Source organism: Nannocystis sp. (genome assembly GCF_016714285.1).
Lineage (GTDB): Bacteria > Myxococcota_A > Polyangia > Nannocystales > Nannocystaceae > Nannocystis.
Genome location: NZ_JADJNN010000019.1, coordinates 69,613 through 95,042, shown reverse-complemented (window position 1 = coordinate 95,042; position 25,430 = coordinate 69,613). Strand labels below are relative to the sequence as shown.

The 25,430-nt window shown below is 71.8% G+C and carries 21 protein-coding genes; 12 read left to right on the top strand and 9 right to left on the bottom strand.

Annotation, left to right across the window (positions count from 1 at the left end):
• Positions 1 to 9: 9 nt before the first annotated feature.
• The 3 genes from IPJ59_RS26630 to IPJ59_RS26620 all read right to left on the bottom strand — a co-directional run bounded on the left by IPJ59_RS26630 (position 10) and on the right by IPJ59_RS26620 (position 2,457).
• Positions 10 to 366, bottom strand: a complete 357-nt coding sequence (locus tag IPJ59_RS26630) for a rhodanese-like domain-containing protein (protein WP_293273872.1) — start codon at positions 364 to 366, stop codon at positions 10 to 12.
• A gap of 124 nt (positions 367 to 490) precedes the next feature.
• A complete protein-coding gene (locus IPJ59_RS26625) occupies positions 491 to 1,132 on the bottom strand; it encodes a hypothetical protein (RefSeq protein ID WP_293251643.1) in 642 nt (213 codons plus the stop codon).
• Between the two features lie 8 nt (positions 1,133 to 1,140).
• Positions 1,141 to 2,457, bottom strand: a complete 1,317-nt coding sequence (locus IPJ59_RS26620) for an FG-GAP repeat domain-containing protein (RefSeq protein WP_293273871.1) — start codon at positions 2,455 to 2,457, stop codon at positions 1,141 to 1,143.
• A gap of 99 nt (positions 2,458 to 2,556) precedes the next feature.
• On the opposite strand from IPJ59_RS26620, the gene IPJ59_RS26615 reads away from it, so the two are divergent.
• From IPJ59_RS26615 to IPJ59_RS26595, 5 genes are read left to right on the top strand one after another with little or no spacing between them, the layout of a single operon-like run.
• Positions 2,557 to 3,957: a M15 family metallopeptidase gene (locus tag IPJ59_RS26615; protein WP_293273870.1), complete on the top strand. Its 1,401-nt coding sequence runs from the start codon at positions 2,557 to 2,559 to the stop codon at positions 3,955 to 3,957.
• A gap of 51 nt (positions 3,958 to 4,008) precedes the next feature.
• Positions 4,009 to 5,565 (top strand): efflux RND transporter periplasmic adaptor subunit, encoded by a 1,557-nt coding sequence (locus tag IPJ59_RS26610; protein ID WP_293273869.1) that lies wholly within the window; start codon positions 4,009 to 4,011, stop codon positions 5,563 to 5,565.
• A gap of 55 nt (positions 5,566 to 5,620) precedes the next feature.
• The gene (locus tag IPJ59_RS26605) at positions 5,621 to 6,310 is read left to right on the top strand and encodes an ABC transporter ATP-binding protein (RefSeq protein ID WP_366524695.1); all 690 of its coding nucleotides are present in this window, start codon (positions 5,621 to 5,623) and stop codon (positions 6,308 to 6,310) included.
• Entirely contained in the window at positions 6,307 to 7,536 is a 1,230-nt protein-coding gene (locus IPJ59_RS26600; RefSeq protein WP_293273867.1) for an ABC transporter permease, read from the top strand. The genes IPJ59_RS26605 and IPJ59_RS26600 overlap by 4 nt, the downstream gene beginning before the upstream one ends.
• 23 nt (positions 7,537 to 7,559) lie before the next feature.
• Positions 7,560 to 8,180, top strand: a complete 621-nt coding sequence (locus tag IPJ59_RS26595) for an RNA polymerase sigma factor (RefSeq protein WP_293273866.1) — start codon at positions 7,560 to 7,562, stop codon at positions 8,178 to 8,180.
• A gap of 4 nt (positions 8,181 to 8,184) precedes the next feature.
• Here IPJ59_RS26595 and IPJ59_RS26590 read toward each other — a convergent pair whose 3' ends face one another.
• Positions 8,185 to 8,949 (bottom strand): hypothetical protein, encoded by a 765-nt coding sequence (locus tag IPJ59_RS26590; RefSeq protein WP_293273865.1) that lies wholly within the window; start codon positions 8,947 to 8,949, stop codon positions 8,185 to 8,187.
• Between the two features lie 73 nt (positions 8,950 to 9,022).
• Here IPJ59_RS26590 and IPJ59_RS26585 point away from each other — a divergent pair, with 73 nt between their 5' ends.
• The 5 genes from IPJ59_RS26585 (at position 9,023) to IPJ59_RS26565 (ending at position 16,183) form a co-directional block, all read left to right on the top strand.
• Positions 9,023 to 11,182, top strand: coding sequence for a serine/threonine-protein kinase (locus tag IPJ59_RS26585; protein ID WP_293273864.1), 2,160 nt, complete (start codon positions 9,023 to 9,025; stop codon positions 11,180 to 11,182).
• 102 nt (positions 11,183 to 11,284) lie between these two features.
• A complete protein-coding gene (locus IPJ59_RS26580) occupies positions 11,285 to 12,430 on the top strand; it encodes a sensor histidine kinase (protein WP_293251665.1) in 1,146 nt (381 codons plus the stop codon).
• A gap of 177 nt (positions 12,431 to 12,607) precedes the next feature.
• Positions 12,608 to 13,450 carry a hypothetical protein gene (locus IPJ59_RS26575; protein WP_293273863.1) on the top strand — a complete coding sequence of 281 codons (843 nt, stop codon included), beginning with the start codon at positions 12,608 to 12,610 and terminating at the stop codon, positions 13,448 to 13,450.
• A 370-nt stretch (positions 13,451 to 13,820) separates the two neighbouring features.
• On the top strand, positions 13,821 to 15,101 hold the full coding sequence (locus IPJ59_RS26570; protein WP_293273862.1) for an FG-GAP repeat domain-containing protein: 1,281 nt from the start codon (positions 13,821 to 13,823) through the stop codon (positions 15,099 to 15,101).
• A 68-nt stretch (positions 15,102 to 15,169) separates the two neighbouring features.
• Positions 15,170 to 16,183: a hypothetical protein gene (locus IPJ59_RS26565; RefSeq protein ID WP_293251668.1), complete on the top strand. Its 1,014-nt coding sequence runs from the start codon at positions 15,170 to 15,172 to the stop codon at positions 16,181 to 16,183.
• A gap of 78 nt (positions 16,184 to 16,261) precedes the next feature.
• Here IPJ59_RS26565 and IPJ59_RS26560 read toward each other — a convergent pair whose 3' ends face one another.
• Both IPJ59_RS26560 and IPJ59_RS26555 read right to left on the bottom strand, forming a co-directional pair.
• Entirely contained in the window at positions 16,262 to 17,815 is a 1,554-nt protein-coding gene (locus tag IPJ59_RS26560) for a DUF4215 domain-containing protein (RefSeq protein ID WP_293273861.1), read from the bottom strand.
• A gap of 209 nt (positions 17,816 to 18,024) precedes the next feature.
• Complete coding sequence (locus tag IPJ59_RS26555) at positions 18,025 to 19,440, bottom strand: sensor histidine kinase (protein WP_293273860.1); 1,416 nt, start codon at positions 19,438 to 19,440, stop codon at positions 18,025 to 18,027.
• Positions 19,441 to 19,671: 231 nt separating this feature from the next.
• On the opposite strand from IPJ59_RS26555, the gene IPJ59_RS26550 reads away from it, so the two are divergent.
• Entirely contained in the window at positions 19,672 to 20,064 is a 393-nt protein-coding gene (locus IPJ59_RS26550; protein WP_293273859.1) for a hypothetical protein, read from the top strand.
• Here IPJ59_RS26550 and IPJ59_RS26545 read toward each other — a convergent pair whose 3' ends face one another.
• From IPJ59_RS26545 to hcp, 3 genes are all read right to left on the bottom strand, one after another.
• Positions 20,065 to 21,282: a tetratricopeptide repeat protein gene (locus tag IPJ59_RS26545; protein WP_293273858.1), complete on the bottom strand. Its 1,218-nt coding sequence runs from the start codon at positions 21,280 to 21,282 to the stop codon at positions 20,065 to 20,067.
• A complete protein-coding gene (locus tag IPJ59_RS26540) occupies positions 21,185 to 22,945 on the bottom strand; it encodes a serine/threonine-protein kinase (RefSeq protein ID WP_293273857.1) in 1,761 nt (586 codons plus the stop codon). The genes IPJ59_RS26545 and IPJ59_RS26540 overlap by 98 nt, the downstream gene beginning before the upstream one ends.
• A gap of 386 nt (positions 22,946 to 23,331) precedes the next feature.
• Positions 23,332 to 24,630 (bottom strand): hydroxylamine reductase, encoded by a 1,299-nt coding sequence (gene hcp, locus IPJ59_RS26535; protein WP_293251673.1) that lies wholly within the window; start codon positions 24,628 to 24,630, stop codon positions 23,332 to 23,334.
• Between the two features lie 238 nt (positions 24,631 to 24,868).
• Here hcp and IPJ59_RS26530 point away from each other — a divergent pair, with 238 nt between their 5' ends.
• Complete coding sequence (locus IPJ59_RS26530) at positions 24,869 to 25,288, top strand: CBS domain-containing protein (RefSeq protein ID WP_293251674.1); 420 nt, start codon at positions 24,869 to 24,871, stop codon at positions 25,286 to 25,288.
• The last annotated feature ends 142 nt before the right edge of the window (positions 25,289 to 25,430 follow it).

The window sequence follows — 25,430 nt, the reverse complement described above, 5'->3', positions numbered from 1 at the left end:
CGGCGGGGCTCACGGCTCGCTCGGGAGCCCCTGGGCGCGGTAGGCCAGCATGCCGCCCGTCATGTTCATGACGCGCGAGAAGCCGGCGGCGACCAGGTGGGCGGCCGCGCTGCTCGAGCGGCCGCCCGAGCGGCAGACGAGCACGATCTCGGCCGATGGATCCCAGGCTCGCGCTGCGGCGGCGAGCGTGGCGAGGGGCACGAGCACGGCCCCGGGGATGTGGCCGAGCTCGCCGGTGAACTCGGCCGGCTGGCGGACATCGACGATGTGCAGGGTGTCACGGAGGCCGGCGACGGCGGCGGGTGTCACGTCGCGAAAGCCCTGTCCGTTCGGAGTGGCCTGGTCGTGGAGAGTGCGTGCTTGCATGTCTGCGCCTTGAGCACGAAGTGTGCCACGCCGCGTCCGGCGCTTGCAGGGGGGCGCCGGCGAAATGTTGCAGCCGATGTTGCGACGAAGGTGCAACACGCGGCTCGGCCGCGGGAGGGTCTCGCTACTCGGTCTGAGGCCAGGTCGGGGTGTTGAAGCGGGCGACGTTGAACTCCGTGCCGAGATCATTGGGGACGTCGATGACGCCGACGACGACGCCGCTCGGCTCGCCGGCGCGGAGGGTGACGTTGAAGGACAGGCTATCGGCGTCGCTCGTGTAGCTGCCCTTGACCTGCGCGAGCTCGAGGTCGGCGATCACGGACTCGAACTCGGGCAGCGCGTCGAGCTCCCAGGTCGCCGGGATCCGCTCGGCGAAGACGCCGTCGGCGGTGACGAAGTGCAGCTCGACCGGGAGCTGCATGTAGTTGCGATCGCAGGGCTCGAGCGCGTCGTTGGGGTCTGCTCCCGCGGGGAGGCTGGTGCTGATGTGCCTGGCCTGCCCGGCCGCGACGAGCTCGAGCGAGAGGTCGGTCGTCCCGGCCATGTAGTGCTCGAGGGTCACCTGCTGGACGCCGCCGAAGCGGGCGAGCACGTCGGCGGGTGAGAAGCCGAGGGCGTCGTCGTCCGACGCGAGCGGCTCGTCGTTGACGTCACACTGCACGGGATCGGGCGCGGGACCCTCGCTGACCGAGCTGCACGCGGGCAGCGCCGCGAGGAGCAGGAGTGCCAGCGGCGCGGCGAAGCGAAGTCGGTCGAGCGGGGCCATGGGAATGTTTACTTGCGGCAGGGCTGGGGGCGGGAGATTGCGACGCCGGGGGCCTGTGGGCCGAAGCTGATCAGCTCCGGGCGGCCGTCGCCGTCGAGGTCGCTGGCGCGGGCGAGGTGACCGACGGCGCCGACGGGGACGTTGATGACGGGGCCGAAGCCGCCGGCGCCGTCGCCGAGCAGCGCGCGCACGGCGTCGCCGCGCTGCGAGGAGACCAGGAGGTCGGGCGCGCCGTTGCGGTCGAGGTCGGTGACGACGGCGTCGCCGACCAGGTCGGGGCCGAAGTAGCTGATGGCACGAAAGCCGAGCTTGGCGTCGCCGAGCAGCATGGCGGCGATCGGGCTGCTGGCGCCGTCGCTGGCGCTGTCGGCGAGGGCGGCGAGGTCGGCGGCGCCGTCGGCGTTGAAGTCGGCGGCGACCAGGGCCCGGCCGTGGCGACCGACGACGCGGCGCGCGGCCGGCTTGAAGCCGCCCTTGCCGTCGCCGCTGGAGACCTCGACGACGGCCTCGGCCTTGCCGCCGCGGTCGATGAGGGTGGCGATGTCGAGGCGGGTGTCGAGGTCGAAGTCGCCGACGGTGAGGGCCTCGGGGCGCACGGGGCCGCGGAGCCGGGAGCGCGGGCCCTGCTTGAACTCGCCGCGGCCGTCGCCGACCAGGAGCTCGACCTCGCCGCCGTGGTCGGCGAGCACGAGCAGGTCGCTGGCGCCGTCGCTGGTGAAGTCGGCGATCCACAGGCCGACCGGGCGCACGTGGGTGGCCACGGCGCCGGCGATGAACTGACCCTGACCGCGGCCGAGCAGGACGTGGATCGCGGCGTCGTCGCGGCTGTCGACGGCCGGGGTGGCGGCGATGGCGAGGTCGAGCAGGCCGTTGCCGTCGAGGTCGGCGGCCTCGATCGCGGTCGGGTTCATCGGGAACTTGAGGCCGGTGGTGAGGCGCAGGCCGCCGTTGCCGTCGTTCATGGCGAAGGTGACGGCGTGGCCGCCGGCGCCGCTGACCATGAGGGCGAGGTCGGCCCGGCCGTCGCCGTCGACGTCGGCGACCGTGCCGGCGACCGCGGCTCCGCCGATGTCGACCACGGTCGGGTTGCCGTAACACAGCTGCGCGCTCGCCTCGGGGCCGAGCACCGAGGGCAGCGCCTGCTTGAGCGGCGTGCGCACGGTCTTCACGCAGCCGCCGGCGATCGCGGCCACGCCGACGAGGCCGGCGAGGATCGCAAAGCGCAGCCCGGCCCACGCCGGAGTTCGAGCGTGCGAGGTGTGGGGGCGAAGCTCGGGGCCCACGGTGACGGCGGCGGTGGGAGTGGTGCGGTCGGTGCGGGACATCGGCGACCCCAACGCTACCAGCGCGGGGCGGCTTACGCTCTGGCCCTCTTGCGGCCTGCGGGGCCCGGGCGTAGAAGCGAACGAGGAGCGAAGATGCCCATGCGCACCTGTCTATTCGTGACCGCCGCGCTGCTGCTGGCCTGCGACCCTGGGCCCGGGAATGGGCCTGGGGATGGGCCCAGGGACGCGGCCGCGGACCACGAGCTGGCGATCGTGCCGGCGCACGACGAGGAGCACGAGGACGAGCCGGAGGACCCGCTGTACTGGTCGTCGGAGCCCTTCGACCCGCTGACGGCGATCGACTGCGCGGAGCACAAGGACACCGGCTACGTGAAGGGCGATCCCTTCGAGATCACGGTGGTCACGGTCGACGGCAAGCCCGTCGAGGTGCAGACGGCCAACGCGTACTACCAGATGGCGCAGGCGGCCGCGGCCGACGGCGTGAACATCAAGGTGGTCAGCGGCTTTCGCACGATGGACGAGCAGACCTACCTCTACAACTGCTACATCAACTGCAACTGCAACAATTGCAACCTGGCGGCCAAGCCGGGCTACAGCAATCACCAGAGCGGGCACGCGCTCGACCTCAACACCTCGGCGACCGGCGTCAACGCGTGGATCAAGGCGCACGGCGGTGACTACGGGTTCTCGGCCACGGTCAACGGCGAGCCCTGGCACTGGGAGTGGTGGGGCGACGGCCCGCCGGCGAGCGGGCCCTGCGGGGTGGCCCAGTTCAAGGCGACCTACGTGGCGCAGTCGTTCCCGGTCTCGGCCGACCCCGCGGTCGAGCTGAAGATGGGCGAGACCCTGGACGCGTGGATCGACCTCAAGAACACGGGCAAGGCGAAGTGGACCGCCAACACCAAGCTGGCCCCGACGCCGCGCGACATGGCTTCGCCGCTGTTCGACGTCGGCTGGCTGTCGCCGACCCGGATCACCGGGCCTGACGCCGACACGCCGGCGGGCGAGGTCGGTCGCTTCAGCTTTCGCCTCGCGGCCAACGCGGCGCCGGGCGAGTACTTCCAGACCTTCGGGCTGGTCGAGGAGGGCGTGACCTGGTTCTCGCAGGCGCCCAAGGGCGGCGGTCCGCCCGATGACCAGCTCGAGGTGCGCATCATGGTGGTCGAGGCCGACCCGCCGCCGCCGCCGGCGACCACCGGGGCGGAGAGCGGCAGCAGCGGCGGGGTCGAGCCGGGCAGCACGGGCGCGGGCGAGGTCGACACCGGGCTGGCCGAGACCGGCGGCGCGAGTGGTGCTGGCACCGGCTCTGGCGGCGAGGGTGAGTCGACGCCGACCGGCGAGGCTGGCTCGGGGGACATGTCCGGAGGGACATCTTCGGGCGGCGGGTGGCAGGGCGGGGCCGCGCTGCCGAGCGGCTACGGCTCGGACGAGGGCTGCGGTTGTCGCAGCCCGGATGGGGGCCCGGGCCGCGGCGGCGGCGCAGCGCCTGGCCTGCTGGTGCTGTGCTGGTTGCTGCGGCGTCGTCACCGGGCCGCCTGAGCCCGGCCTGCTTGTGAGGGCCCGGCTTCGCTGGTAAAGCCGGGGCCGGTCATGAAACTGGGCAGCATCTTCTCCACGCTTCTCACTCTCGGCGCGCTGGGGGCAGGTGGGTGGTTCATCTACGACCGCTACGTGAAGGTCGAGGTGCCGAAGATCGAGTACAGGTCGGAGCCGGTGGCCCGCGGCCGGGTGACCTCGACGGTGACGGCGAGCGGCACGCTCTCGCCGCTGAAGACAGTGCAGGTCGGCAGCCAGGTCTCGGGTCGCATCGTCGAGCTGCTGGCGGACTTTAACTCGCAGGTGAAGAAGGGCGACGTGATCGCCCGCATCGACCCGAGCCTGCTCGAGTCGGACAAGGCCCGCTCGCGGGCCAACCTGCAGTCGGCGCGGGCCAGCCTGACCAAGGCCAACGCCGACCGCGACAACGCCAAGCTGATCTACGAGCGCACCAGGCAGCTGGTGAAGGACGGGGTGGCGGCGCAGCAGGAGCTCGAGGCGGCGTTCACCGCGTGGACCTCGGCGAAGGCCAGCGCCGAGGCGGCCTCGGCCTCGGTCGCGGTGGCCCGGGCGGCGATCGAGACGGCCGACACCAACCTGCTCTACACGACGATCGTGTCGCCGATCGACGGGGTCGTGATCTCGCGCGACGTGTCGGTGGGCCAGACGGTCGCGGCCTCGCTGTCGGCGCCGACGCTGTTCACGATCGCCGAGGACCTCAAGGATATGGAGGTGCACACGAGCGTGGCCGAGTCCGACATCGGCCAGCTGCGCCCGGAGATGAAGGTGACCTTCACCGTCGACGCCTACCCGAGCGACCGCTTCCGCGGCACCGTGTTCCAGATCCGCAACGCGGCGACGACCCTGCAGAACGTGGTCACCTACGACGCGGTGGTCCGGGTCGACAACGACGAGCTCAAGCTGCGCCCGGGCATGACGGCGAGCGTGACCTTCATCGTCGAGGACCGCCGCGACGCGCTGCTGGTGCCCAACGCGGCGCTGCGCTTCACGCCGCCGGACCCGAAGATCGCCGCGCTCGCGCCCCCGAGCGCCGCTGGGCGCGGCGGCGAGGGCCGCGGCGGTCGCAAGCGCTGGAGCGACGACGAGGCGCCCGCGGAGGCGAAGGGCGAGGCGAAGGGCGAGACGAAGGCGGCGGAGGCGAAGGGCGAGGCGAAGGCGGAGGCGAAGGGCGAGGCGAAGGCGGGCGAGGCGAAGGCGGGCGAGGCGAAGGCGGGCGAGGCGAAGGCGGGCGAGGCGAACGGCGAGGCGAAGGGCGAGGCGAAGGCGGGCGCGGCCGGTGAGGCGAGCGCGGGCGCGGGCGAGGGCAGGGGCCGGCGCGGGAGCGGCGGGCGGGCGCCGAGCAGCGATCGCACGGTGTGGATCTTGAAGGACGGACAGCCGGCGCCGCTGCCGATCACGATCGGGATCTCGGACGGCAGCTTCACCGAGGTCACCGGCGGCGAGCTCAAGGAGGGCGACGCGATCATCACCGGCGCCAGCGGCGGTGAGGCCAGCCCGACGACGACCGGCAGCTCGCCCCTGAACCAGGGCGGCGGGGCCAAGGGTGGCGGGGCCAAGGGCGGCGGCGGCGGGCGCAGGGGCGGGTTCTAGCGTGGCCGACGAGACGCCGATCCTCGACGCCCGCGATCTCGAGAAGACCTACACGATGGGCACGCAGGCTGTGCACGCGCTGCGCGGGGTGTCCCTCACCGTGCAGCGCGGCGAGTTCGTCGCGGTGATGGGCACCTCGGGCTCGGGCAAGTCGACGCTGATGAACATCCTCGGCTGCCTCGACCGACCGACGAAGGGCAGCTACCACCTGGTCGGCCGCGAGGTGTCGCGCCTGGACCGCGACGAGCTGGCCGACATCCGCAACCAGGTGCTCGGCTTCGTGTTCCAGAGCTTCAACCTGCTGGCCCGCACGAGCGCGCTGGAGAACGTCGAGCTGCCGATGATCTACGCGGGCGTCGGCGGCCGCGAGCGCCGGCGCCGGGCCACCCGGGCGCTCGAGCAGGTCGGGCTCGGCGACCGCCTCGATCACACGCCGAACCAGCTCTCGGGCGGTCAGATGCAGCGGGTGGCGATCGCCCGGGCGATCGTCACCGAGCCGAAGCTCATCCTCGCCGACGAGCCGACCGGCAACCTCGACAGCAAGACGAGCCTCGAGATCATCGCCCTGTTCCAGGACCTGCGGGCCACGGGCATCACGATCGTGCTGGTCACCCACGAGCCCGACATCGCCGGCTTCACCGATCGGGTGATCCTGATGCGCGACGGCAAGGTCCAGTACGACCGTCCGCAGACCCCGGTCGACGCCCGCGCGGCCGCCGACGCCTACGCGGAGGTGCCGGCGTGAACATCTTTGCGACCTTCCGCATCGCCGTGCTGGCGCTGCTGCGCAACAAGATGCGATCGTTCCTCACGGTGCTGGGGATCATCATCGGCGTCGGCGCGGTGATCGCGATGGTGGCGATCGGCGAGGGCGCGAAGGCCGAGGTGCAGAGCGCGTTCGACAAGATGGGCACCAACATGCTGGTCGTGCGCTCGGGCTCGTCGCAGCAGGGCGGCGTGCGCGGCGGGGCCGGCTCGCAGCCGACGATCACCTGGGACGACGTCGACGCGATCGCCAGCGAGGCGCCGGGGGTGGCCCGGGTCGCGCCGAGCATCCGCCAGAGCGTGCAGCTGCTCGGCGACGGCCAGAACTGGACCACCAGCGCCGAGGGCACGGTGCCGGACTACTTCACGATCCGGGCCTGGACCCTGAAGTCGGGGGCGTTCTTCAGCGAGGCGGACGTGAGCGGCAAGACCAAGGTGATCGTGCTCGGGGCCACGGTCGCCGACAGTCTCTTCGGGCCCGGCGCGGACCCGGTCGGCGCGGTGGTTCGCGTCAACAACGTGCCCTTCGAGGTGGTCGGCCTGCTCGCGCGCAAGGGCCAGTCGGCGATGGGCCAGGACGCCGACGACGTCGCGCTGATGCCGATCAGCACCTTCGCCGCCAAGATCCAGGGCGGGCTCAAGAAGTACATGCAGGGCACGGTCTACGTCGGCGCCAACTCGCCGGCCGACACCAAGCTGGCCCAGAGCTCGATCGACGAGCTGCTGCGCCGGCGCCACGGGATCCGCGAGGGTCAGGACAGCGATGTCACCGTCAACAACCTCGCCGAGGCCGCCAGCGCCCGCGCCGAGGGGACCGAGACGATGACCCGCTTGCTGGCCGGGATCGCCCTGGTGAGCCTGCTGGTCGGCGGGATCGGGATCATGAACATCATGCTGGTCAGCGTCACCGAGCGGACGCGGGAGATCGGGCTGCGCATGGCGATCGGGGCCAAGCCCTCGGACATCCGCATCCAGTTCGTGATCGAGGCGGTGACCCTGTCCACGATCGGCGGCGCCTTCGGGGTCGCGCTCGGGGTCGGCGCGGCGGAGTACCTGCGCAGCTCGCTCGGCTGGGCCACCGTGGTGCAGCCGGAGATCGTCGCCATCTCGCTCGGCTTCAGCGCGGTCGTCGGCGTCGGCTTCGGCCTCTATCCGGCGCACAAGGCCTCGGGCCTCGACCCGATCACGGCGCTCCGCTTCGAGTGAGCGGTGATATCGTGGCCGTCAGCGTGGACGACGACCTCGAGCTGCTGACGGCCTGGCGCGCCGGCGATCGCGCGCCCGGCGAGGCCCTGCTCGCGCGCCACTTCGACGCCGTCTGCCGCTTCTTCCACAACAAGGTCGGCGACGACGCGCCGGACCTGATCCAGCAGACCTTCCTGGCCCTGTGCGAGGGCCGCGATCGCTACCGCGGTGACGCGGGCTTTCGCGGCTACGTGCTCGGGGTGGCCCGCAACCTGCTGCTCGCCTTCTTTCGCCGCAAGCGCAAGCAGGCCGAGCGCTTCGACCCGCTCGAGCACAGCGTCGCCGATCTGCAGGCGTCGTTCACCAGCCAGCTGACGCGCCGACGCGAGGAGCAGATCCTGCTGCAGGCGCTGCGCAGCCTGCCGCTCGAGCTGCAGATCGTGTTCGAGCTGTACCACCTCGAGGGGCTCACGGCGGCCCAGCTGGCGGCGATGCACGGCATCTCGGAGCCGGGCATGTACGGCCGGCTGCGCAAGGCCAGGCTGCTGACGATCGCGGCGTGCGAGCGCCTCGCGGAGACGCCGGCGCTGCGCCAGTCGACGATCGATCACCTCGACGACTGGACCCGCGAGCTGCGCGGGCGCCTCGGCGTCGCGCCAGGGTGAGCGGTCAGCAGTCCTCGGCCAAAGGGTCGTCGGACTTGCAGATCTTGATGCGCTCGCCGGGCGGCTTCTTGGTCGTGTCGGCGGGCGGTGTCTTCGGGCGCGGGCGCGTCGGCTTGATCGCGGGCTCGGGCGTGTCGCTGTGCGACTGCTGCTGCTGCATCATGCTGCGCAGCGTGGCCGCGGCGTCGAGGACGGCGGCCTGGCGGTGGTTGTCGTCGCGGAGCCGGCCGAGGTCCTGCTCCATCCCCTGGATCGCGGCGGCGTACTCCTTCAACGCGGCCATGTGTTGCAGGTCGTCGGCCTCGGCGGCTGCCCGCGCGACCACGCCGGCGCGGGGCTGGGTCAGGACCATCGCCCCGAGCGCGCCGACCAGGCCGAGCACGCCGAGCAGGACGGCGGTGGCGATGCGCTGACCGGCCAGCTCGCGCCGGCTGTGCTGGCGCAGCTGGACGTCGATCTCGGCCTGGACGCGGTGCAGGCGGGCCGCCTGCTCGCCGCGCAGCTGGGCCTCGACCTCCGCGTTGTGGCGGCGCAGGGCCTCGGCCCGGCGCTCGCGCTCGGCGGCTGCGTGGGCCTCGGCCTCGGCGATGGCCCGCTGCCGGGCCTCCTGTTCGGCCTGGGCGCGGGCGGCGAGCTCGGCCTTCGCGGCGGCGTCGGCCGCGAGGCGGGCGCGCTCGCGGGCCGCCTCGTCGTCGCGGCGCTGCTGCTCCAGGCTGTCGAGTTCGCGCAGGGCGATGAGTACGGAGTGTTCGCGGGGGGCGGTGGACATTGCGTTTGTTCCTCGCTGATAGGAGTGTCCAGACCGGGGCGAACCATCACGACGTTCGTGGCCCTGTCCGACGATGCCGACCGCCGAGCCGACACCCGCCGCGCGACCGCTGGAATTCCAGCGGATGTTCGCCGAGGTGCGCGCGGGGATCTTCGGCGCCGGCGATCCGGTGCGGGTCGGTCGCTACGCGCTGCGCGGCCGGCTCGGCGCCGGCGGCATGGGGGTGGTGTACGCGGCCGACGACGCGGCGCTCGGTCGACGGGTGGCGATCAAGCTGCTGCACGGGAACGACGCCGACGGCCAGGCGCGCGGACGGATCTTGCGCGAGGCGCAGGCGCTGGCCCGGCTCTCGCACCCCAACGTGGTCCAGATCTACGAGGTCGGCGAGGTCGGTCGGCAGGTGTTCGTGGCGATGGAGTTCGTCGAGGGCCTGACGCTGGCGCAGTGGCAGCGCCAGCAGTCGCGCTCGTGGCGGGAGCTGCTCGAGGTGTACCTGCAGGCGGGGCGCGGCCTGGCGGCGGCGCATCGGGTCGGGCTGGTCCACCGCGACTTCAAGCCCGAGAACGTGCTGGTCGGCGCCGACGGGCGCGTGCGGGTCCTCGACTTCGGGCTCGCGCGCGCGGCCAGCGAGGCGCCGCTCGTGACCCAGCTGCCGACCAGCGACGCGCTGCTGCAGCCGATCACGACCACCGGGGCGATGCTCGGCACGGCCCTCTACATGTCGCCGGAGCAGTGGCGGGCGCAGGCCGCCGACGCCCGCTCGGACCAGTTCAGCTTCTGCGTCGCGCTCTATGCGGCGGTCCACGGGGCGCCGCCCTTCCCGGCCAACACGGCCCAGGCGCTGCGCGAGCAGGTGCTCGCCGGGGTCGTCGCGGCCCCGCCGGAGCAGCGCCGCCTGCCCGGTCGCCTGCGCCGCGCGCTGCTCCGCGGCCTGAGTCTCGAGCCGGCGCGCCGCTTCGCCGACATGCCGGCGCTGCTCGCCGAGCTCGAGCGGGTCCGTCGCGGGCGGCCGCTGACCTGGCTCGGCCTCGGGGTGCTCGCGCTCGGCGTCGGCGCTGCGCTCGGGGGCCGCTGGTCGGTGGCGGATGAACCTGTCTCTCCGGACATGTGCGCGGGAGGGGCCGCGCGGGTCGAGGCGGTGTGGGGCAGCGAGCGGCGGGCCGCGGTGCGGCGCGCCTTTATGGCCACCGAGCACGCCGACGCCGGCGAGCTGTGGGCCCAGGTGGCGGTGCAGCTCGACGCCTACGCGCTGGCGTGGGAGCGCAGCCACGCGGCGGCGTGCCAGGCGGTGCTGGCCGGCGAGGCGGTGACCGACGGCCGCGCCCGCGGTGACCTGTCCGAAGGGCCATATTTGACGATGGCCTGCCTCGACCGCAGCCTCGGCGAGCTGCGGGCGCTGGGCGACGCGTTCATCGGCGACGCCGAGGCCGTGATCGGCAACGCGGTCAAGGCGGCGTACAAGCTGCGCCCGCTCGAGGAGTGCCGCGCCCGCCCGGTGCTGGCGCTGCTGATCACGCCGCCGGCCGACCCCGCGACCGCGGTGCAGGTGCAGGCGCTGGCCGGCAAGCTCGACGAGATCGGCGCGCTGCTCAAGGCCGGTGAGGTGGCCCGCGGCATCCCTCGCGCCCGCGAGGCGGCGGCCCAGGCCCGCGCGCTGGCCCACGACCACACCACCGCCGAGGCGCTGGTCCTGCTCGGCTCGCTCGAGTCGCTCGCGGGCGACTACCCGGCGGCCGAGCGCAGCCTGTTCGACGCGGCCCTGTTCGCCGAGAGCGGCGACAACCGGGCCGCCCTGGCCCGCGCTCGCACCGAGCTGCTGTTCGTGGTCGGCTACGGCCTGCACCGCTTCGACGAGGGCCTGCGCTGGGGCGACCTCGCCGGCAACGCGATGCGCCAGGTCGGTCGCGGCGGCGCGCTCGAGGTGCGCCTGCGCAGCGCTCGCGGCCTGGTCCAGCGGGCCCGCGGCGATCTGCCGGCCGCGCGGGCCGAGCTGCGCGAGGCGCTGCTCCTGGCCGAGGCGACGCTGGGCCCCGACAACCCCGGCGTGGCCACCGCGCTGATCAACCTCGCGGGGGTCCAGGCCGAGGCCGGCGAGCGCGGCGCAGCCAGCGTGGGCCTGCGGCGAGCCCTGGCAATTCGCGAGCGAACCCTCGGGCCCGAGCACCCAGACACCCGCCGCGCCGCCGAGGAGCTCGCGGCGCTCGACAAAGCTGTCCCAAGAGACAGCCCATGAGGAGTGGCAGGAATCCCCGTCATGGTGCGATCGGTTGCGAAGCCGCGTCCTCACGCCGCCCCGCGTAGCGAGGTCCGCCGGGTCCGATATGATGTCTTCACGGTGTCAGATTCCGGGCAGTTCGAACGCGACGAGCCCCGCGATCCTCTCCTCGCGCTGATCGACACCATCCCGCAGATCGCGTGGCTGGCCGGGGCTGACGGTCGCGTCACTTTCTTCAACGCGCGCTGGACCGAGTACGTCGGCGGGCTGGGCGACGCGGCGGCGCGTGAAGATTGGGCCGTGCTGCTGCACCCGGACGACCGCGCGCCGGCGCGGGAGGCCTACAGCGACGCGCTCGCGGCGGGCCGCGCCTTCGAGCTCGAGTTTCGCCTGCGTCGCCGCGACGGCAGCTACCGCTGGCACCTCGCCCGCGGCGTGCCGGCCCGCGCCGCCGATGGCCGCGTCACCAGCTGGTCGGGCACCGCCACGGACATCGAGGACGCCCGGCGAGCGGTCAGCGAGCGCGCGACCTTGCTGGCGCGCGAGCAGGCGGCCCGCGCCGAGGCCGAGGCCGCCAACCGGCTCAAGGACGAGTTCCTCGCCACCCTCAGCCACGAGCTGCGGACCCCGCTGTCGGCGATCCTCGGCTGGGCCACGATGCTGCGCGGCGGCAAGCAGTCCGACGCCGAGGCCGTGGCCCGCGGCGCCGAGGTCATCGAGCGCAACGCCCGGGCCCTGCGTCGCATCATCGAGGACATCCTCGACATGTCGCGCATCGTCCGCGGCGAGCTGCGCATCGACACCGAGCCCGTCGACCTGCACGCGCTGGCCGGCGAGGTGATCGAGACGGTACGTCCGTCGGCGGAGGCCAGGTCGATCGCGCTGGGCTGCAGCGCCGGCCCTGGCCCCTTCCACCTCCTCGGCGATCCCGCGCGCCTGCGCCAGGTGCTGTGGAACCTCCTCGGCAACGCGATCAAGTTCACGCCGGCGGACGGCGAGGTCGTGCTGCGGCTCGACCGCGTCGGCGACGAGCTCGAGCTGTCCGTGCGTGACACCGGCTGCGGCATCGAGCCCGAGTTCCTGCCGCACGTGTTCGAGCGCTTCCGCCAGGCCGACAGCTCGACCACCCGCGTGCACGGCGGCCTCGGGCTCGGCCTGGCGATCGTGTGTTACCTGGTCCAGATGCACGGCGGCAGCGCGCACGCCAGCAGCGAGGGCCCCGGCCGCGGCGCGACCTTTCGGGTCCGCATCCCGGTGCGCGCCTGAGCCGCGCAGCGCGAGCGGCCAGAGCAGGGCAGGGCAGGGCAGAGCAGGGCAGGGCAGGGCAGGGTCGGCCGTGCGGGCCCGCCCGCGGCCCGCGAGCCCACGATCGCGGCGCTTTCCCTCCGGCGGCCGATGTGGTCTGGTGATCCGATGCGGTCAGGTATCAGGTGGGGCGCGGGCTTGCCCGTGTGGATGGCTCTTGGGACAGGTCTTTGTGGCTGCGGCGACAGCGGCACGAGCAGCGCTGGCTCGACCGGCGCGAGCACGGGCGCCGGCGTCACCGACGCGAACAGCAGCGGTGACCTGCCGACTGGCGGCGGTCCGACCAGCGACACGCCGACCGGCAGCGGCTCGCAGGGCGAGACGCAGGCCGCCACCAGCGCGACGGTCGGCAGCGAGACCGGGGCCGTGACCGTCACCACCAGCGGCACCACCGACGGCGTGTCCACCGGCCCGATCGCGGACATGGGCCCGCCTTGCGCCGACACCTGCCTCGAGGGCGTGTGCGTCGCCGATGTCTGCTGTCCGATCAATCAGGCCTGCACCGATACCTGCTGCGGCGAGGGCGAGGTGTGCTCATTCCAGGAGTGCGTGGTGCCGGGCGCGGACTGCGTCGACGCCACCGACTGCCCGCCGGACGCCTATTGCGAGTACACCCTCGGCGAGATGGAGAAGCCGCCGATGTGCATGGGCGGCGTCTCGCTCGGCACCGGCAAGTGCCTGCCGACCCCGCCCGAGTGCCCGGACGGCGTCGAGCCGGTCGAGGGCGAGCCGATCGTCTGCCTGCCCAAGTGCGAGGTGAAGCCGCCGGCCGACGACTTCGGCATCGTGCTCAAGGCCGCGTGGGGCGGCAAGGTCATGCCGCCCTACGCCAGCGATATCATGATGTCGCCGATCGTCGTCAGCTCGACGACGACGACTGCGACGGCAAGGTCAACGAGAAGGACATCCCGGAGATCGTCTTCAGCACATTCACCGCCGGGGGATACTACAAGCAGGGCACCCTGCACGCCATCTCGCTGAAGGACGGCGCCTTCGTCGACAAGTTCAGCATCCCCAACGTCACCCAGCCCGGCGCGGGGCTGGCGGCCGCCGACCTCGACGCCGACGGCGTCCCGGAGATCGTCGGCTGCATGAACCCCGGTCCGGCCGGCAACAGCTGCTGTGACGCGGTGGCCCAGAATACCGGCGTGATCGCCTTCAAGGCCGACGGCACGACGCTGTGGACGCAGCCCGACACCACCAAGGTCCACTGCGGCTACGAGGCGCCGGTGATCGGCGACGTCGACCAGGACGGCCAGCCCGAGGTGCTGGTCGGCTGGACCCTGCTGGACGGCAAGACCGGCGCGGTCAAGAAGGAGATCGACCCGGCCACACCTGGGGGCAGAAGCTCATGGGCCTCAGCGACGTCGACGGCGACGGCCTGCTCGACGTGATCTCGGGCCAGCGCGCGCACAAGGCCGACGGCACCCTGCTGTGGGATCTGCGCCAGGGACCGAACCAGATCGTCGCCGGCTATCACGCGGTCGGCGACTTCGACCTCGACGGCCAGCCCGAGGTCGTCGTCATCTCCTCGGGCGGCCCGCACACCATGTCGCTGCTGCGCTACGACCCCAAGCAGCCCGGTGGCGCCGAGCTGCTGCGCAAGGGCGTCGACATCAACAACGGCATCTCGACCAAGGTCTTCTGCAACGCCGGCAGCGAGTATGGCGGCGGCCCGCCGACCGTCGCCGACTTCGACGGCGATGGCACCCCGGACGTCGGCGCCGCGGGTGCCGTCGGATATGTCGTCTTCAGCGGCAAGAAGATGATGGACCCCAACGTGGCGAACACCGATATCGACCTGTGGTTCAAGACCACCAAGGACTGCTCGTCGGCGGTGACCGGCAGCTCGGTGTTCGATTTCAACGGCGACGGCAAGGCCGAGGTGGTCTACAGCGACGAGTATCACCTGTGGATGTACGACGGCTCGACCGGGACCAACCTGATCCCGAGCACCTGCAACACCACGGGCACGCTGTGGGAGTACCCGCTGGTCGCCGACGTGGACAACGACGGTCAAGCCGACATCGTCGTGGCCAGCAACGCCTATGGCATCACCTGCCCGGACAACAACAGCAAGCAGTCGGGCCTGCGCGTGTTCGGCAGCGCAAAGGGCTCGTGGGTGCGGACCCGGCGGATCTGGAATCAGCACACGTACCACGTGACGAACGTGCGCGAGGACGGCAGCGTCCCCGCCCAGGAGGTCGCGAACTGGACCGCGCCGGGGCTCAACAACTATCGCCAGAATGTCCAGCCGGAGGGCGAGTTCTCGGCGCCCGACGTGATCGCGTCGATCTTCCCGCGCTGCGACGTGATGCCCTACGCGCTGGTCGCCCGCGTCCGCAACATCGGCCAGGCTGCGGTGCCGGCCGGGGTGGTGGTCGGCTTCTACGCCGGCGATCCGGACATGGGCGGGATGCTGCTCGGCTCCGGCATGACGCAGAAATCGCTGTACCCGGCGGAGGCCGAGGATGTGATCCTCGAGATTCCGATGCCCGATCCGGGCCTGCTCGACGGCAGCACGCCGGTGTTCGTGGTGGTCGACGACGGCATGCCGGTGCACGCGTGGAAAGAGTGCCGGCCGGACAACAACAAGGTCGAGGGCAGCGGATACTGCCCCAAGCCCGGCTGAGCGGCGCGTGGGCGGCCCTTCCGGGGCGTGGCGAAATCGGAGTACGCTGCGCCCTGGAGGCTCGCGCCATGACCCGCAGGTATCTCAGCACCATGACCGTCGCCGTCGCCCTCGCGGGCGCGGGGTGTAGTGACGACAAGAAGTCGTCGACCGACGCCGCGTCCGAGACGATCGCGTCGTCGGAGTCCAGCTCGCAGGCCAGCTCGGGGACCGGGTCGCCGACCACCGCGCCATCGACCGGCGACACGGGGTCGCCGACCACCGCGCCGTCGACCGGCGACACCGGGTCGCTGACCACCACGCCGTCGACCAGCGACACCGGGGACTGCGGCGCCTGCGGGAATCCTGAGCATATTTGCTGCGCCGGGGCCTGCGTCGACCCGCGCAGCGATCGCAACAACTGCGGCGGCTGCGGCATGGCCTGCTCGGACCCGACGCCCTTCTGCGGGGCGGGCAGCTGCGCGGCGACCCCCTGCGATACGACCTGCGGCGCGAGCGAGACCTGCTGCGCCACGGCGTGCTGCACGGAGGGCACGATCTGCTGCCAGATCGACGGGCCTGTGCAGAGCGGGCCCGGCTGCGTCGCGCCGACCGAACAGAACTCGTGTCCGCCCGGCTGCAGCCCGCTGTGCCAGTGCGCGGCCCCCGACACGCCGATCGCCACGCCCGACGGTGAGCGCGCGATCGCCGATCTGCGCGTCGGCGACCTGGTGTACAGCGTGGACGGCGAGCAGACAGTCGCCGTCCCGATCGCCGCGATCCGGCGCACGCCGGTGGTCGATCACCAGGTGGTGCGCGTCGTGCTGGCGGACGGCAGTCGGATCGAGATGAGCGGGTCGCACCCCCTCGGCGACGGCCGGAGCTTCGCCGATCTGCGGGCCGGCGATCGCCTGGGCGGCCACGCGCTCGCCGAGGCGGCGCTGGTCCCGTACGAACACGCGGCCACTCACGACATCCTGCCCGCCTCCGACACCGGGACCTACTTCGTCCGCGGCATCCTCGTGGGCAGCACGCTGGCTCCCTCGCCCGGATCGCAAGGGTCGCCAGAGCCGCGCCGCTGCGCTGCGGATCGGGTGCAGTGATACCGAGCTAGCAGCGGCCGGAGCCGCGGCGTTGCGCCGCGGCTGCGGGGACGTGACGACGAGCGAGCGGGCGGCGGTCTAGCAGCCGCCGATCCCGTGCGCGCTCGGCAGGCGCCAGGTGCACGAGTTCAGGCAGTCGTCGGTCTCGACGTTGTTGCCGTCGTCGCACTCCTCCTCGACGTCGTCGACCGCACCGTTGCCGCACTTCGGGTTCGGCGAGCAGCACAGCGCCTCCACGAACAGCTCGTTGCAGCCGTAGTTGGCCGGGCACGAGTTCGGGCGCGAGCTGCCGTAGCCGCAGTTGAAGGTCGAGTCCGTGCCGAGGTTGTTGATCCCGTACGGCCCGAGGGTGATGTGCCCGGCGCCGCTGTTACCGTTGCGGCAGTAGATCTCGCCGACGACGACCGGGTTGGGGTTGTTGCTGCCGACCGCGTAGTTCCAGTTGGCGTTGCGGTTGTTGAACTCCTTGAGCGAGCACAGGTGCCAGTTGACCGGGCACAGGGTCTCCTGATCCTGCTCGCACACGGTGTTGTTGGGGTGGTCGCAGACCTTCATCGTGCCGCCCGGCGAGACGCTCTTCTCGACCGCGCCGGCCTGGCAGCTGAGGTTCTGGTTGAGCTTGCACGCGTTCGTGCAGGCGTCGTTGTCGACCATGTTGCCGTCGTCGCAGGCCTCGACGTTGGCCTGGACGAAGCCGTCGCCGCACTTCGCGGCCTTGCAGCCCATCACGCAGGCGTCGGTGTCGACCATGTTGCCGTCGTCGCAGGCCTCGCCGGCGGTCATGTTGACCTTGCTGTCGCCGCACGTCGCCGCGGTGCAGTCGGTGTCGCAGAGCTTCGACTCGACCTTGTCGTCGCAGGTCTCCTTGGCGGTCATGTTGATCACGCCGTCGCCGCACATCGCCGCCGTACAGTCGAGGTCGCAGGTCAGGGACTCGCCGCTGTCGTCGCAGGTCTCGACGCCGGCCTGGATCGCCCCGTCGCCGCACGAGGCCTTGACGCAGGTCTGGAGGCAGGCGTCGGTGTCGTCCATGTTGCCGTCGTCGCAGTCCTCGCCCATCTGCACGATCTTGTCGCCGCACGACGCCAGCGCGCAGGTGTTGGAGCAGGCGTCGTCGTCGACCTGGTTGCCGTCGTCGCAGCCCTCGTTGTCGGGGAAGACGAAGCCATCGCCGCAGGTCGCGTTCTTGCAGCCGGCCACGCAATTGTCGGTGTCGACGTCGTTGCCGTCGTCGCACTCCTCGCCCGCAGCGGCGTTGAGCTGGGCGTCGCCGCACACGGCCACGGTGCAGTCGGCGTTGCAGGCCGCCGACTCGCCGGCGTCGTCGCAGGCCTCGTCGCCGCCGACCACGCCGTCGCCACACACCGGCGCGGCGCCGGTCGACTCGCCCGACGATCCGCTGGTCGGCGCGTCGGTGCTCGAGTCGGTGGTCGTCATCGGCACCGAGGAGTCGATCGTCGTGGTCGGCTCGCTGGTCACGCCTCCGGTCGTGTCGATCACGGCGGTCGTCGAGCCGCTGGTGCTCGCCGAGCCCGTCGCCTCGGTGGTGGTCGTGGCCGGCGAGTCGTCGCTGCAGCCGCCGATGGCAGGACCCAAGGCGAACGCGAGGAGGAACAAGAGCGGTCGTTTCATATCCAGAACTCCAGGGCTACCCATCCACTGTCACACCGCGGGAGCGACCAACCGCCCCACGAAGCGTCGACTATATACGGGCTGGCAGGCCGCTGGCCGGCATTCGCGTGGCGCAGGTACTGCGCGGTGGTCGCGATGCCCGCGTGGCCCAGGAGCTTCTGGACCACCCGGACATCGGACCGCTCGACGGTCGCGTCGCCGGGTCCGCGCTAGAAGGTCGAGTGCACGATGACCCCGGCCGCGCGGGGATCGACGCGGGTCGCGGGCAGGCGCACGGTGAAGGTCGAGCCCTGGCCGACGACGCTGGTCGCCGCGATCTCGCCGCCCAGCATCGCGCAGTAGTGGCCGCAGATCGCCAGGCCGAGGCCGGTGCCGTCGTAGCGGCGGGTGGTCGAGGCATCCGCGAGGACGAAGGGGGCGAAGATCCGCTGCAGGGTCTCGGCGTCCATGCCGATGCCGGTGTCGCTGACCTCGAAGATGAAGCAGGGCCGGACCTCGCGGTCGACGCGGACGTTGAGGCGGACGACGCCGTCGCGCGTGAACTTGCAGGCGTTGCCGAGCAGGTGCACGAGGATCCGCCGCAGCTTGGCGCGGTCGGTGTGCAGCGGCGGCAAGTTGTCCTCGCAGCGCAGCCGCAGGGTGTTGCGGTTGCCCTCGGCCGCCACGGCGACCGCCGCGAGCACGTGCTCGGCGAGCGCCGCGACCTCGACGCTCTCGTCGGCGACGGTCGACTTGCCGGCCTCGATCTTGGCGAGGTCGAGCAGGTCGTCGATCATCTCGAGCAGACGATGCGCCGAGACGTGGATCTTCTCGTGCTCGCCCCGGACCTCGCGCAGGCGCAGCTCGGGGTCCTCCTCGAGCAGGATCTCGGTGTAGCCGATCACCGCGTTGAGCGGGGTGCGCAGCTCGTGGCTGACGATGTGCAGGAAGGAGTCCTTGACCCGCGCCACCTCGAGCGCCTTCTCCTCGGCCCAGCGCCGGGCCTCGACCTCCCGCTCCATCCGCCGGTTGCCCTCGCTCAGCAGGATCGCCTTGCGCTCGAGGGTGTCGTGGGTGGCCCGCAGCTCCTGCTCGACGCTGTGGTGGCTCTGCAGGTCGCCCTGCATGCGCCGCATCTGCCGCAGCAAGCTCGAGCGCTGCTGCTGGTGCTGGATGAGCAGGGTGGTGCAGGCGAGGCCCAGCGCCGCCAGGCCCAGCGCCGCGCCGGCTGCGGCCATCCCGGGGGCCCCGACCATGGCGCCGGTCACCGCGACCGCCGCGGCCCCGAGCACCACCGCGAGCGCCGAGGTCTGCCAGATCGAGCAGAGGGCCGCCTGGCCGACGAGGACCGCGCCCGCGAGGATCACGACCGGCACACCGAGGCCCGCGGTGGCGACCGAGCCCGCGAGCAGCAGCGCGGCGACCGTCGCGGCCGTGAGCTCCCCCGCGGTCTGCCGGGCCACGCGCATGCGCGTGACCAGCTTCCCGGCGGCGAGCTGGAGGGCGACGCTGGCGAGGCCGAGGCCCGCGCTCGGCCACGGCGACGGCGAGTCCAGCACCACGACCAGCGCGCCCACTGCGATGGCAGCGGCGCAGGCCCACGGGGGCGCCTGGCGCTCGTCCCCTGTCTGCGCCGGCGTAGCCACGGCGACGATGGTAACCGGCTCCCGCGGGCGGACAAGGTCCGAGTCGCGTGGCTGACTGCGGCGCCCGGAGACGTCCCGGGGGTCGCCGATGTGCCAGTGGACTGCCGCAGCTGCGGACGGGAGGGACGGGCCTACATGGCCCTCACGGCCGCTGCGCGCAGCAATAGGCATTGACTGCGGGGCCGCATTTCTCTATCCGTGATGCTGGGTTTGTCTCATGGGGGGGTTCCAATGCGAAAACTGATCTTCATCTCTGCGCTCGTCCTGACCGGTGTCGCCGCCAGCGGCTCGGTGCTCGCCAACTACATCTTTCCCGGCCGGGTGATCATCACCCTGGGCGGCGGCTTCGGCTGGGGCCCCAGCACGCTCAATGCCGCGGCGATGGGCCCGGGCTGTTTCTTCCCGCCGATCGAGTGTGAGTGCGAGACCGGCATGCTGCTGCTGGACGCGTGCAAGGCCCACGACGCCCCGGTTCCGCCGTGCCTCACGCACGAGTCGAAGTACCTGCTGGTGGACCAGCAGGATCCGCCGGTGCTGCTCACGGGCGACTTGCCAAACTTCGCCTCGCTCCGCTGCAGCGGGCTGTCGAATGACATCGCCAAGGTCATCGTGGCGAAGCCGTAGTCACGGCGTGGGCGGGAGGCGGGCCGTCCAGGCGTCGATCTCCGCCACGGCGCCCGCATACGCGGCGCCAAACTGCAGGAAGCCGGCGCGGGCCTCGATCGCAAGCGGTCGGGCCCGCGTCGCGCTCGTCGGGTCCCGGCCAAGCAGCGCCCGGGCCAGCGCGAACTGCACCTCGGCGCGGTCGTGCGGGCCCGCCGTCGGGCTCCGGCCCAGCCGCTCGAGGGCCGTCTCGAGCTCGGTCGCCGCGGCCGCGTAGTTGCCCTCGTCCAGACGGAGCTGGCCAAGGCCGGCGTGCGGGAAGCCGAGGACGGGGTCGCTGGCGTCGCCGCGAAACTCCGTGAGCGCCCGCTGGAAGCTGAGGGCCGCGTCGTCACGCCGTCCACCGCGCAGCTGGGCCATCCCCAGCCTGGCGAGGACGAGGGTGGCTCGCTCGTGGCCGACGCCGAACGACTGCAGGTACACGGCCAGCGCGCGCGCGTAGGTCTGCTCCGCCTCGGCATGCTGGCCCGCGCTCAGGTAGCCGTTGCCGAGCTCGAGCAGGGCGTCGCCGATGTCCGGATGGTTGGCCGGGAGCGAGCCCTCGTAGACCGCGAGGGCCCGGCGCAGCTCCTCGATCGCCCGCGGGAACTGGGCCTGCGCCAGGGCGATCATGCCGAGGTTCGCGTAGACCGTGGCGAGGGCCGGGTGATTGGGGCCGTGGGCGCCGCGGAGGATCTCGAGCGCCCGCGTGTAGGTCGCCTCGGCCCCGCTGTAGTCGAATTGCGAGAGCTGGACCGCGCCGATGTTGTTGAGCACGTTGCCCAGCAGCGGGTGGCTCGGGCCGTAGGCCTGCTCGTAGATCGCGGCGACCCGCTGGTACTCCTTCAGCGCCTCGGGCCACTTGGCGCCGAGGAAGTGGAGGGTCGCCCGGATGTTGACGGCCGCGGCGTAGACCGTCGAGGCCTCACCGTACAGCTCGGCGTTGAGTTCCATGGCGCGATCGATGTGGCGCTCGGCCGCGTCGAAGTCGCGGCGTTGCAGCAGGATCTCGCCGACGCGGGTCTCGAGCCGCGCCTCGTGGCCGCGGCGGTCGGGCAGGCGTGACACGTTCCCGCGGGCCAGCTCGGCGACGCGGAGGCCCTCATCGAAGCGGGCCTGGCGCATGCCGATGGCGCGGACCAGGTCGGTCGTCGCGGAGGCCCGCTCGTCGTCGTCGCCGGCGCCGTCGGCCGTCGTCACGGCCCGCAGCAGCGCGCGCCCTGGAGGCCCCGTACTCGCCGAGCACGTCCTGGATCAGCCCCTCCAGGCGCAGCGCCGCGGCCAGCGTCGGGCCGTAGCCGAGGCTCTCGGCCTCGCTGAGCAGCGGCTGCGTCTCGCGCAGGGCGGCCTGGTACTGCCCGACCTCGGACCGCGCCCGCGCCTGCGCCAGCTTCACGTCCAGCGCCTCGACGGCGCGCGCGACCTGCGGATCGTCCGGCGGCGGGACCTGGGCCAGCAATGCGCTGGCGTCGGCGCAGCGCCCGAGCAGCGGCAGGCGATCGGCGGCCTGCACCGCCTTCTCCACCACCGATGCGTCGGCCGCCGCGAGCACCTCGACGAGCGCGCTGAGGGCCGTGCGGCGATCGTCGAGGCAGGCCATCCGCAGGTCGTAGAGCGCGTCCGATTGCTCGCCGCGCTGGTGGGTCTCGCAGGCGTCGCGATGCATCCCCGACCACGCCGCCGCGTAGCTGCCGAGGCGCGCGTCGACCTGGGTCGCGACGTACTCGGCGTAGGTCGTCGCGGCGCTGGTCAGGGCCGCGTGCACGCGCTCGCTGGTGGCAGGGTCCCACACGCCGGCCAGGCGCTCCTCGCCGCCGGTGCAGGTCGGGGCCGGCTCGGCGCGCAGCTCGTTGATCGCGTAGCCGCCCCCGCCCGCGAGCCCCGCGGCGAGCACGATCGCGGCGATGCCGAGCCGGCGTCGGCGTGCGATCGCCGGGTCGTCGCTCAGCGCCTGCAGCAGCGCGGCCATGTCCGGGTAGCGCTGCTCCGGCGCCAGCGCGAGCCCTCGCAGCAGCACCTGGTGGATCCAGCCGGGCACGTCGCTGTCGCGCGGCGGATCGATCAGGCGCCCGTGCAGCACGTTGTCGGTGAGCTCGGCCGTGTCGGCGCCGAGGAAGGGCCGGTAGCTGTAGAGCGCCTCGAACAGGGCGACGCAGAAGCCGAACTGATCGCTCTGCGCGTCGGCCGGGTGGCGCTGCAGCTGTTCGGGGGCCATGTACGCGGGCGTGCCGACGAAGGAGCCCATCTGCGTTAGCTCGACGCTGTGGAACACCCCCGAGGTGCTCGTGCTGCTCAGCGAGTCGCTCGCCGTCGCGTCGGGGCGGGCGAGCCCGAAGTCGAGGACGCGGACGCGGCCGTCGTCGCCGATGAGCGCGTTGTCTGGCTTGAAGTCGCGGTGAATGATCCCCGCGGCGTGGGCCGCCATCAGCCCGCGGCCGGCCTGCATGTACGCGTCGAGGATCGTCCGCCACGGGCGCTCCGTCTGGCGCAGCCACTCGCGCAGGTTGCAGCCGCTGATGAACTCCATGGCGATGAACACCGCGGAGCCGATGTCGCCGACCTCGTAGATCTGGGCGACGTTCGGGTGCGACAGCCGGGCCATCGCCTGGGCCTCGCGTCGCAGCCGCTGCTGACCGAGCGTCTGTTGCTGGCCCGAGAAGGTGGTGTGCAGCAGCTTGATCGCTACCTTGCGCTCGAGCTCGTCGTCGTAGGCGGCGAACACCACGCCCATGCCGCCCTCGCCGAGCTTGCGCAGGACGACGTAGCGGCCGATCTTGCCGGCGCCGACGATCGCCTGGATCTCGGCGTCGGGCTCGGGGAGCTTGGGCTGCGTGTTCGCCAGCCCGGTGTCGACGCGCGTCAAGGACGATGAGGCTTCGACAGACATCCGCGGGGCCCGGCTCCTGCCGCAGGATACCTCGCGCCCGATCCTCCGGGGAGCCGGCCCCGCGCGCGAAACAGCGCCGCCGAGGACCATGTCCCGAAGGTCAGGTCGGCGTTCGAGGCGGCTCCGTCCGCCCGCATGTCTGCCGTGCACATCGTGATAGCGAAGCTCGGCGGGGGCGGCACGACGCGGCGTACGAGCCGAGCTCGATCGCAAGCTGGTGCCCCGACCTCGCGCGCTCGCTCATCAACGTCGCGGGCATGAAGGGCGGCGAGCTCAAGGCCTTCGAGAAGACGACGCTGCGCCTGCCAGGAAAGCCCCTGCCGCCGCCCGCAGGGCGCTGAAAGCCACCCCGCTCGCAAGCCTCATGCGAACGCCATGAGGGCGCCGACGTCGGCCGCCCCGTCGCTGCCGATCGCCTGGAGCTTGAATTTCTGCTGGAGCTGCGCGAGCACATTGGGCGTCACAAACGCAGGCAGCTTCGGCCCGAGCCGGATGTTCGTGACTCCGAGGTACAGCAGCGTCAGCAGCACCGCGACCGCCTTCTGTTCAAACCACGAGATCACCAGCGTCAGAGGTAGGTCATTGACCCCGCAATTGAACGCCTTGGCCAGCGCCAACGCGATCTGGATCGCCCCGTAGGCGTCATTGCATTGCCCGAGGTCGAGCAGCCGTGGCAGGCCAGCGACGGTGCCATAGTCGTGGTCGCGGATCCGGAACTTGCCGCAGCCGAGCGTGAGGATCACCGACTCCTGCGGCGCGTGGTGGGCGAAGTCCGAGTAGTAGTTGCGCCCGGCCTCCGCGCCGTCGCAACCGCCGATCACGAAGAATCGGCGGATCTCCCCGCGCTTGACCGCCGCCACGATCGTGTCCGCCAGCCCGAGCACGACCGTGTGGTGGTGCCCGACGCTGCTCTGGTGCGTCGGCGTCGGCTGCAGCCCGCCGATCTCGAGCGCCTGGGCGATCACCGGCCCGAAGTCGTCGCCGACGACCCGCCGCGACCCCGGGACGCCGGTCTCGCGGATCGTGTACAGCCGGTCGAGGTAGGTGTTGTGCCGACCGGGGATCAGCACACAATTGGTGGTGGCGATCACCGGCCCACCGAAGCGCTCAAACTCCCGGTGCTGCTTCTGCCACGCGCCGCCGTAATGGCCCGCCAGATGCGGATGCTTGAACAGCTCCGGGTACATGTGTCCCGGCAGCATTTCGCCGTGCGTATACACCTTGACCCCGCGCCCGGCGGTCTGTTCGAGGACGTGCATGAGGTCCATCAGATCGTGACCGGTCACCAGGATCCCCGGCCCCTCCTGGATCCCCTCCGTCACCTCGCGGATCTGCGGTTGACCGAAGCACGCGAGATGACCGTCGTTGAGCAGCTCCATCGTCCGGTAGTTCATTTGCCCGCAGCGCAGCACCAGATCGAGCAGCCCCGAGGGGTCGAAGTTCACGTTGGTCATCGTCGCGAACAGCGCCTCCTCGATGAACGCCTCGACCTCCGGGTCCGTCTTGCCGAGCCGCCGCGCGTGCGCCTTGTACGCGGCCATACCCTTCAGCCCGTAGAGCAGGAGCTTCTGCAGCGACTCGATGTCCGGGTCTTTCCCGCATACACCGCGCTCGGTGCAGCCGGTCCCGTGGGCGGTCTGCTCGCATTGGTCACAAAACATCGGGAGGTGGTGATGGGTCGCTGACTGGGTCTCTAGCATCGGTCGCTCCTCAAACATGCATCGCAAGTGCATCTTATAGAAGAGGGCGACAAGACGGGCGCGCAGATTGTGCCGGCAGCCGAGTCGGGCGTGCAGCACACCCTCGGTGCGTCGTCGAGCGCTCGTGAGCGGGCCCGCGGCGCAACACTTGCGCGCTGCGATGTGGAGGAAGAACGGCCCATGTGATAGCCCTGAGGCCATGCATCGCAATGACTCGGTCTGGCAGATCATGAGCAAGGACCTGGCGACGGTGACCGTCGGCAATCGGCTGAGCGACGTTCGAGCGCTGGTGCAGCAGCGGAAGATCCACCACGTGCCGGTCGTCGACGGTCGCAGGTTCATCGGTCTGCTCACCGCCAGCGATCTGCTGCGCCTGAGCTGGGGCGACCCCTATACGCACGACCCGAAGGAGATCGACGTGCTGCTCGATACCCAGGAGATCCGGGAGGTGATGCAGGAGGACGTCAAGACAATCTTGCCGGGAGCCAGCATCCGTGAGGCCGCGAAGGCGCTGGCGGACGGCAGCTTTCATAGCTTGCCGGTGGTCGATGAACACGGCGATCTCGTCGGCATCGTGACGTCGACCGACCTGATCCGCTATCTGCTCGATCAGTACTAGGCCTCGCGGATCGATTCCGGAGACGCGGCGACTGGACGTGCCGTCGCGGGCACGAAGGGCGGCGAGCCGCCAGGAGCTCCCTGTCGCCGCCCGAAGGGCGCTGAAACCACCCCGCCGATTGTGGTCGCACGAGCGACCGGCC

Coding starts and splice junctions, on each gene's coding strand:
- IPJ59_RS26630 (WP_293273872.1), bottom strand. CDS start 366: ATGCAAGCACGCACTCTCCACGACCAGGCCACTCCGAACGGACAGGGC.
- IPJ59_RS26625 (WP_293251643.1), bottom strand. CDS start 1,132: ATGGCCCCGCTCGACCGACTTCGCTTCGCCGCGCCGCTGGCACTCCTG.
- IPJ59_RS26620 (WP_293273871.1), bottom strand. CDS start 2,457: ATGTCCCGCACCGACCGCACCACTCCCACCGCCGCCGTCACCGTGGGC.
- IPJ59_RS26615 (WP_293273870.1), top strand. CDS start 2,557: ATGCGCACCTGTCTATTCGTGACCGCCGCGCTGCTGCTGGCCTGCGAC.
- IPJ59_RS26610 (WP_293273869.1), top strand. CDS start 4,009: ATGAAACTGGGCAGCATCTTCTCCACGCTTCTCACTCTCGGCGCGCTG.
- IPJ59_RS26605 (WP_366524695.1), top strand. CDS start 5,621: ATGGGCACGCAGGCTGTGCACGCGCTGCGCGGGGTGTCCCTCACCGTG.
- IPJ59_RS26590 (WP_293273865.1), bottom strand. CDS start 8,949: ATGTCCACCGCCCCCCGCGAACACTCCGTACTCATCGCCCTGCGCGAA.
- IPJ59_RS26585 (WP_293273864.1), top strand. CDS start 9,023: ATGCCGACCGCCGAGCCGACACCCGCCGCGCGACCGCTGGAATTCCAG.
- IPJ59_RS26570 (WP_293273862.1), top strand. CDS start 13,821: ATGGGCCTCAGCGACGTCGACGGCGACGGCCTGCTCGACGTGATCTCG.
- IPJ59_RS26565 (WP_293251668.1), top strand. CDS start 15,170: ATGACCCGCAGGTATCTCAGCACCATGACCGTCGCCGTCGCCCTCGCG.
- IPJ59_RS26560 (WP_293273861.1), bottom strand. CDS start 17,815: ATGAAACGACCGCTCTTGTTCCTCCTCGCGTTCGCCTTGGGTCCTGCC.
- IPJ59_RS26550 (WP_293273859.1), top strand. CDS start 19,672: ATGCGAAAACTGATCTTCATCTCTGCGCTCGTCCTGACCGGTGTCGCC.
- hcp (WP_293251673.1), bottom strand. CDS start 24,630: ATGTTTTGTGACCAATGCGAGCAGACCGCCCACGGGACCGGCTGCACC.
- IPJ59_RS26530 (WP_293251674.1), top strand. CDS start 24,869: ATGCATCGCAATGACTCGGTCTGGCAGATCATGAGCAAGGACCTGGCG.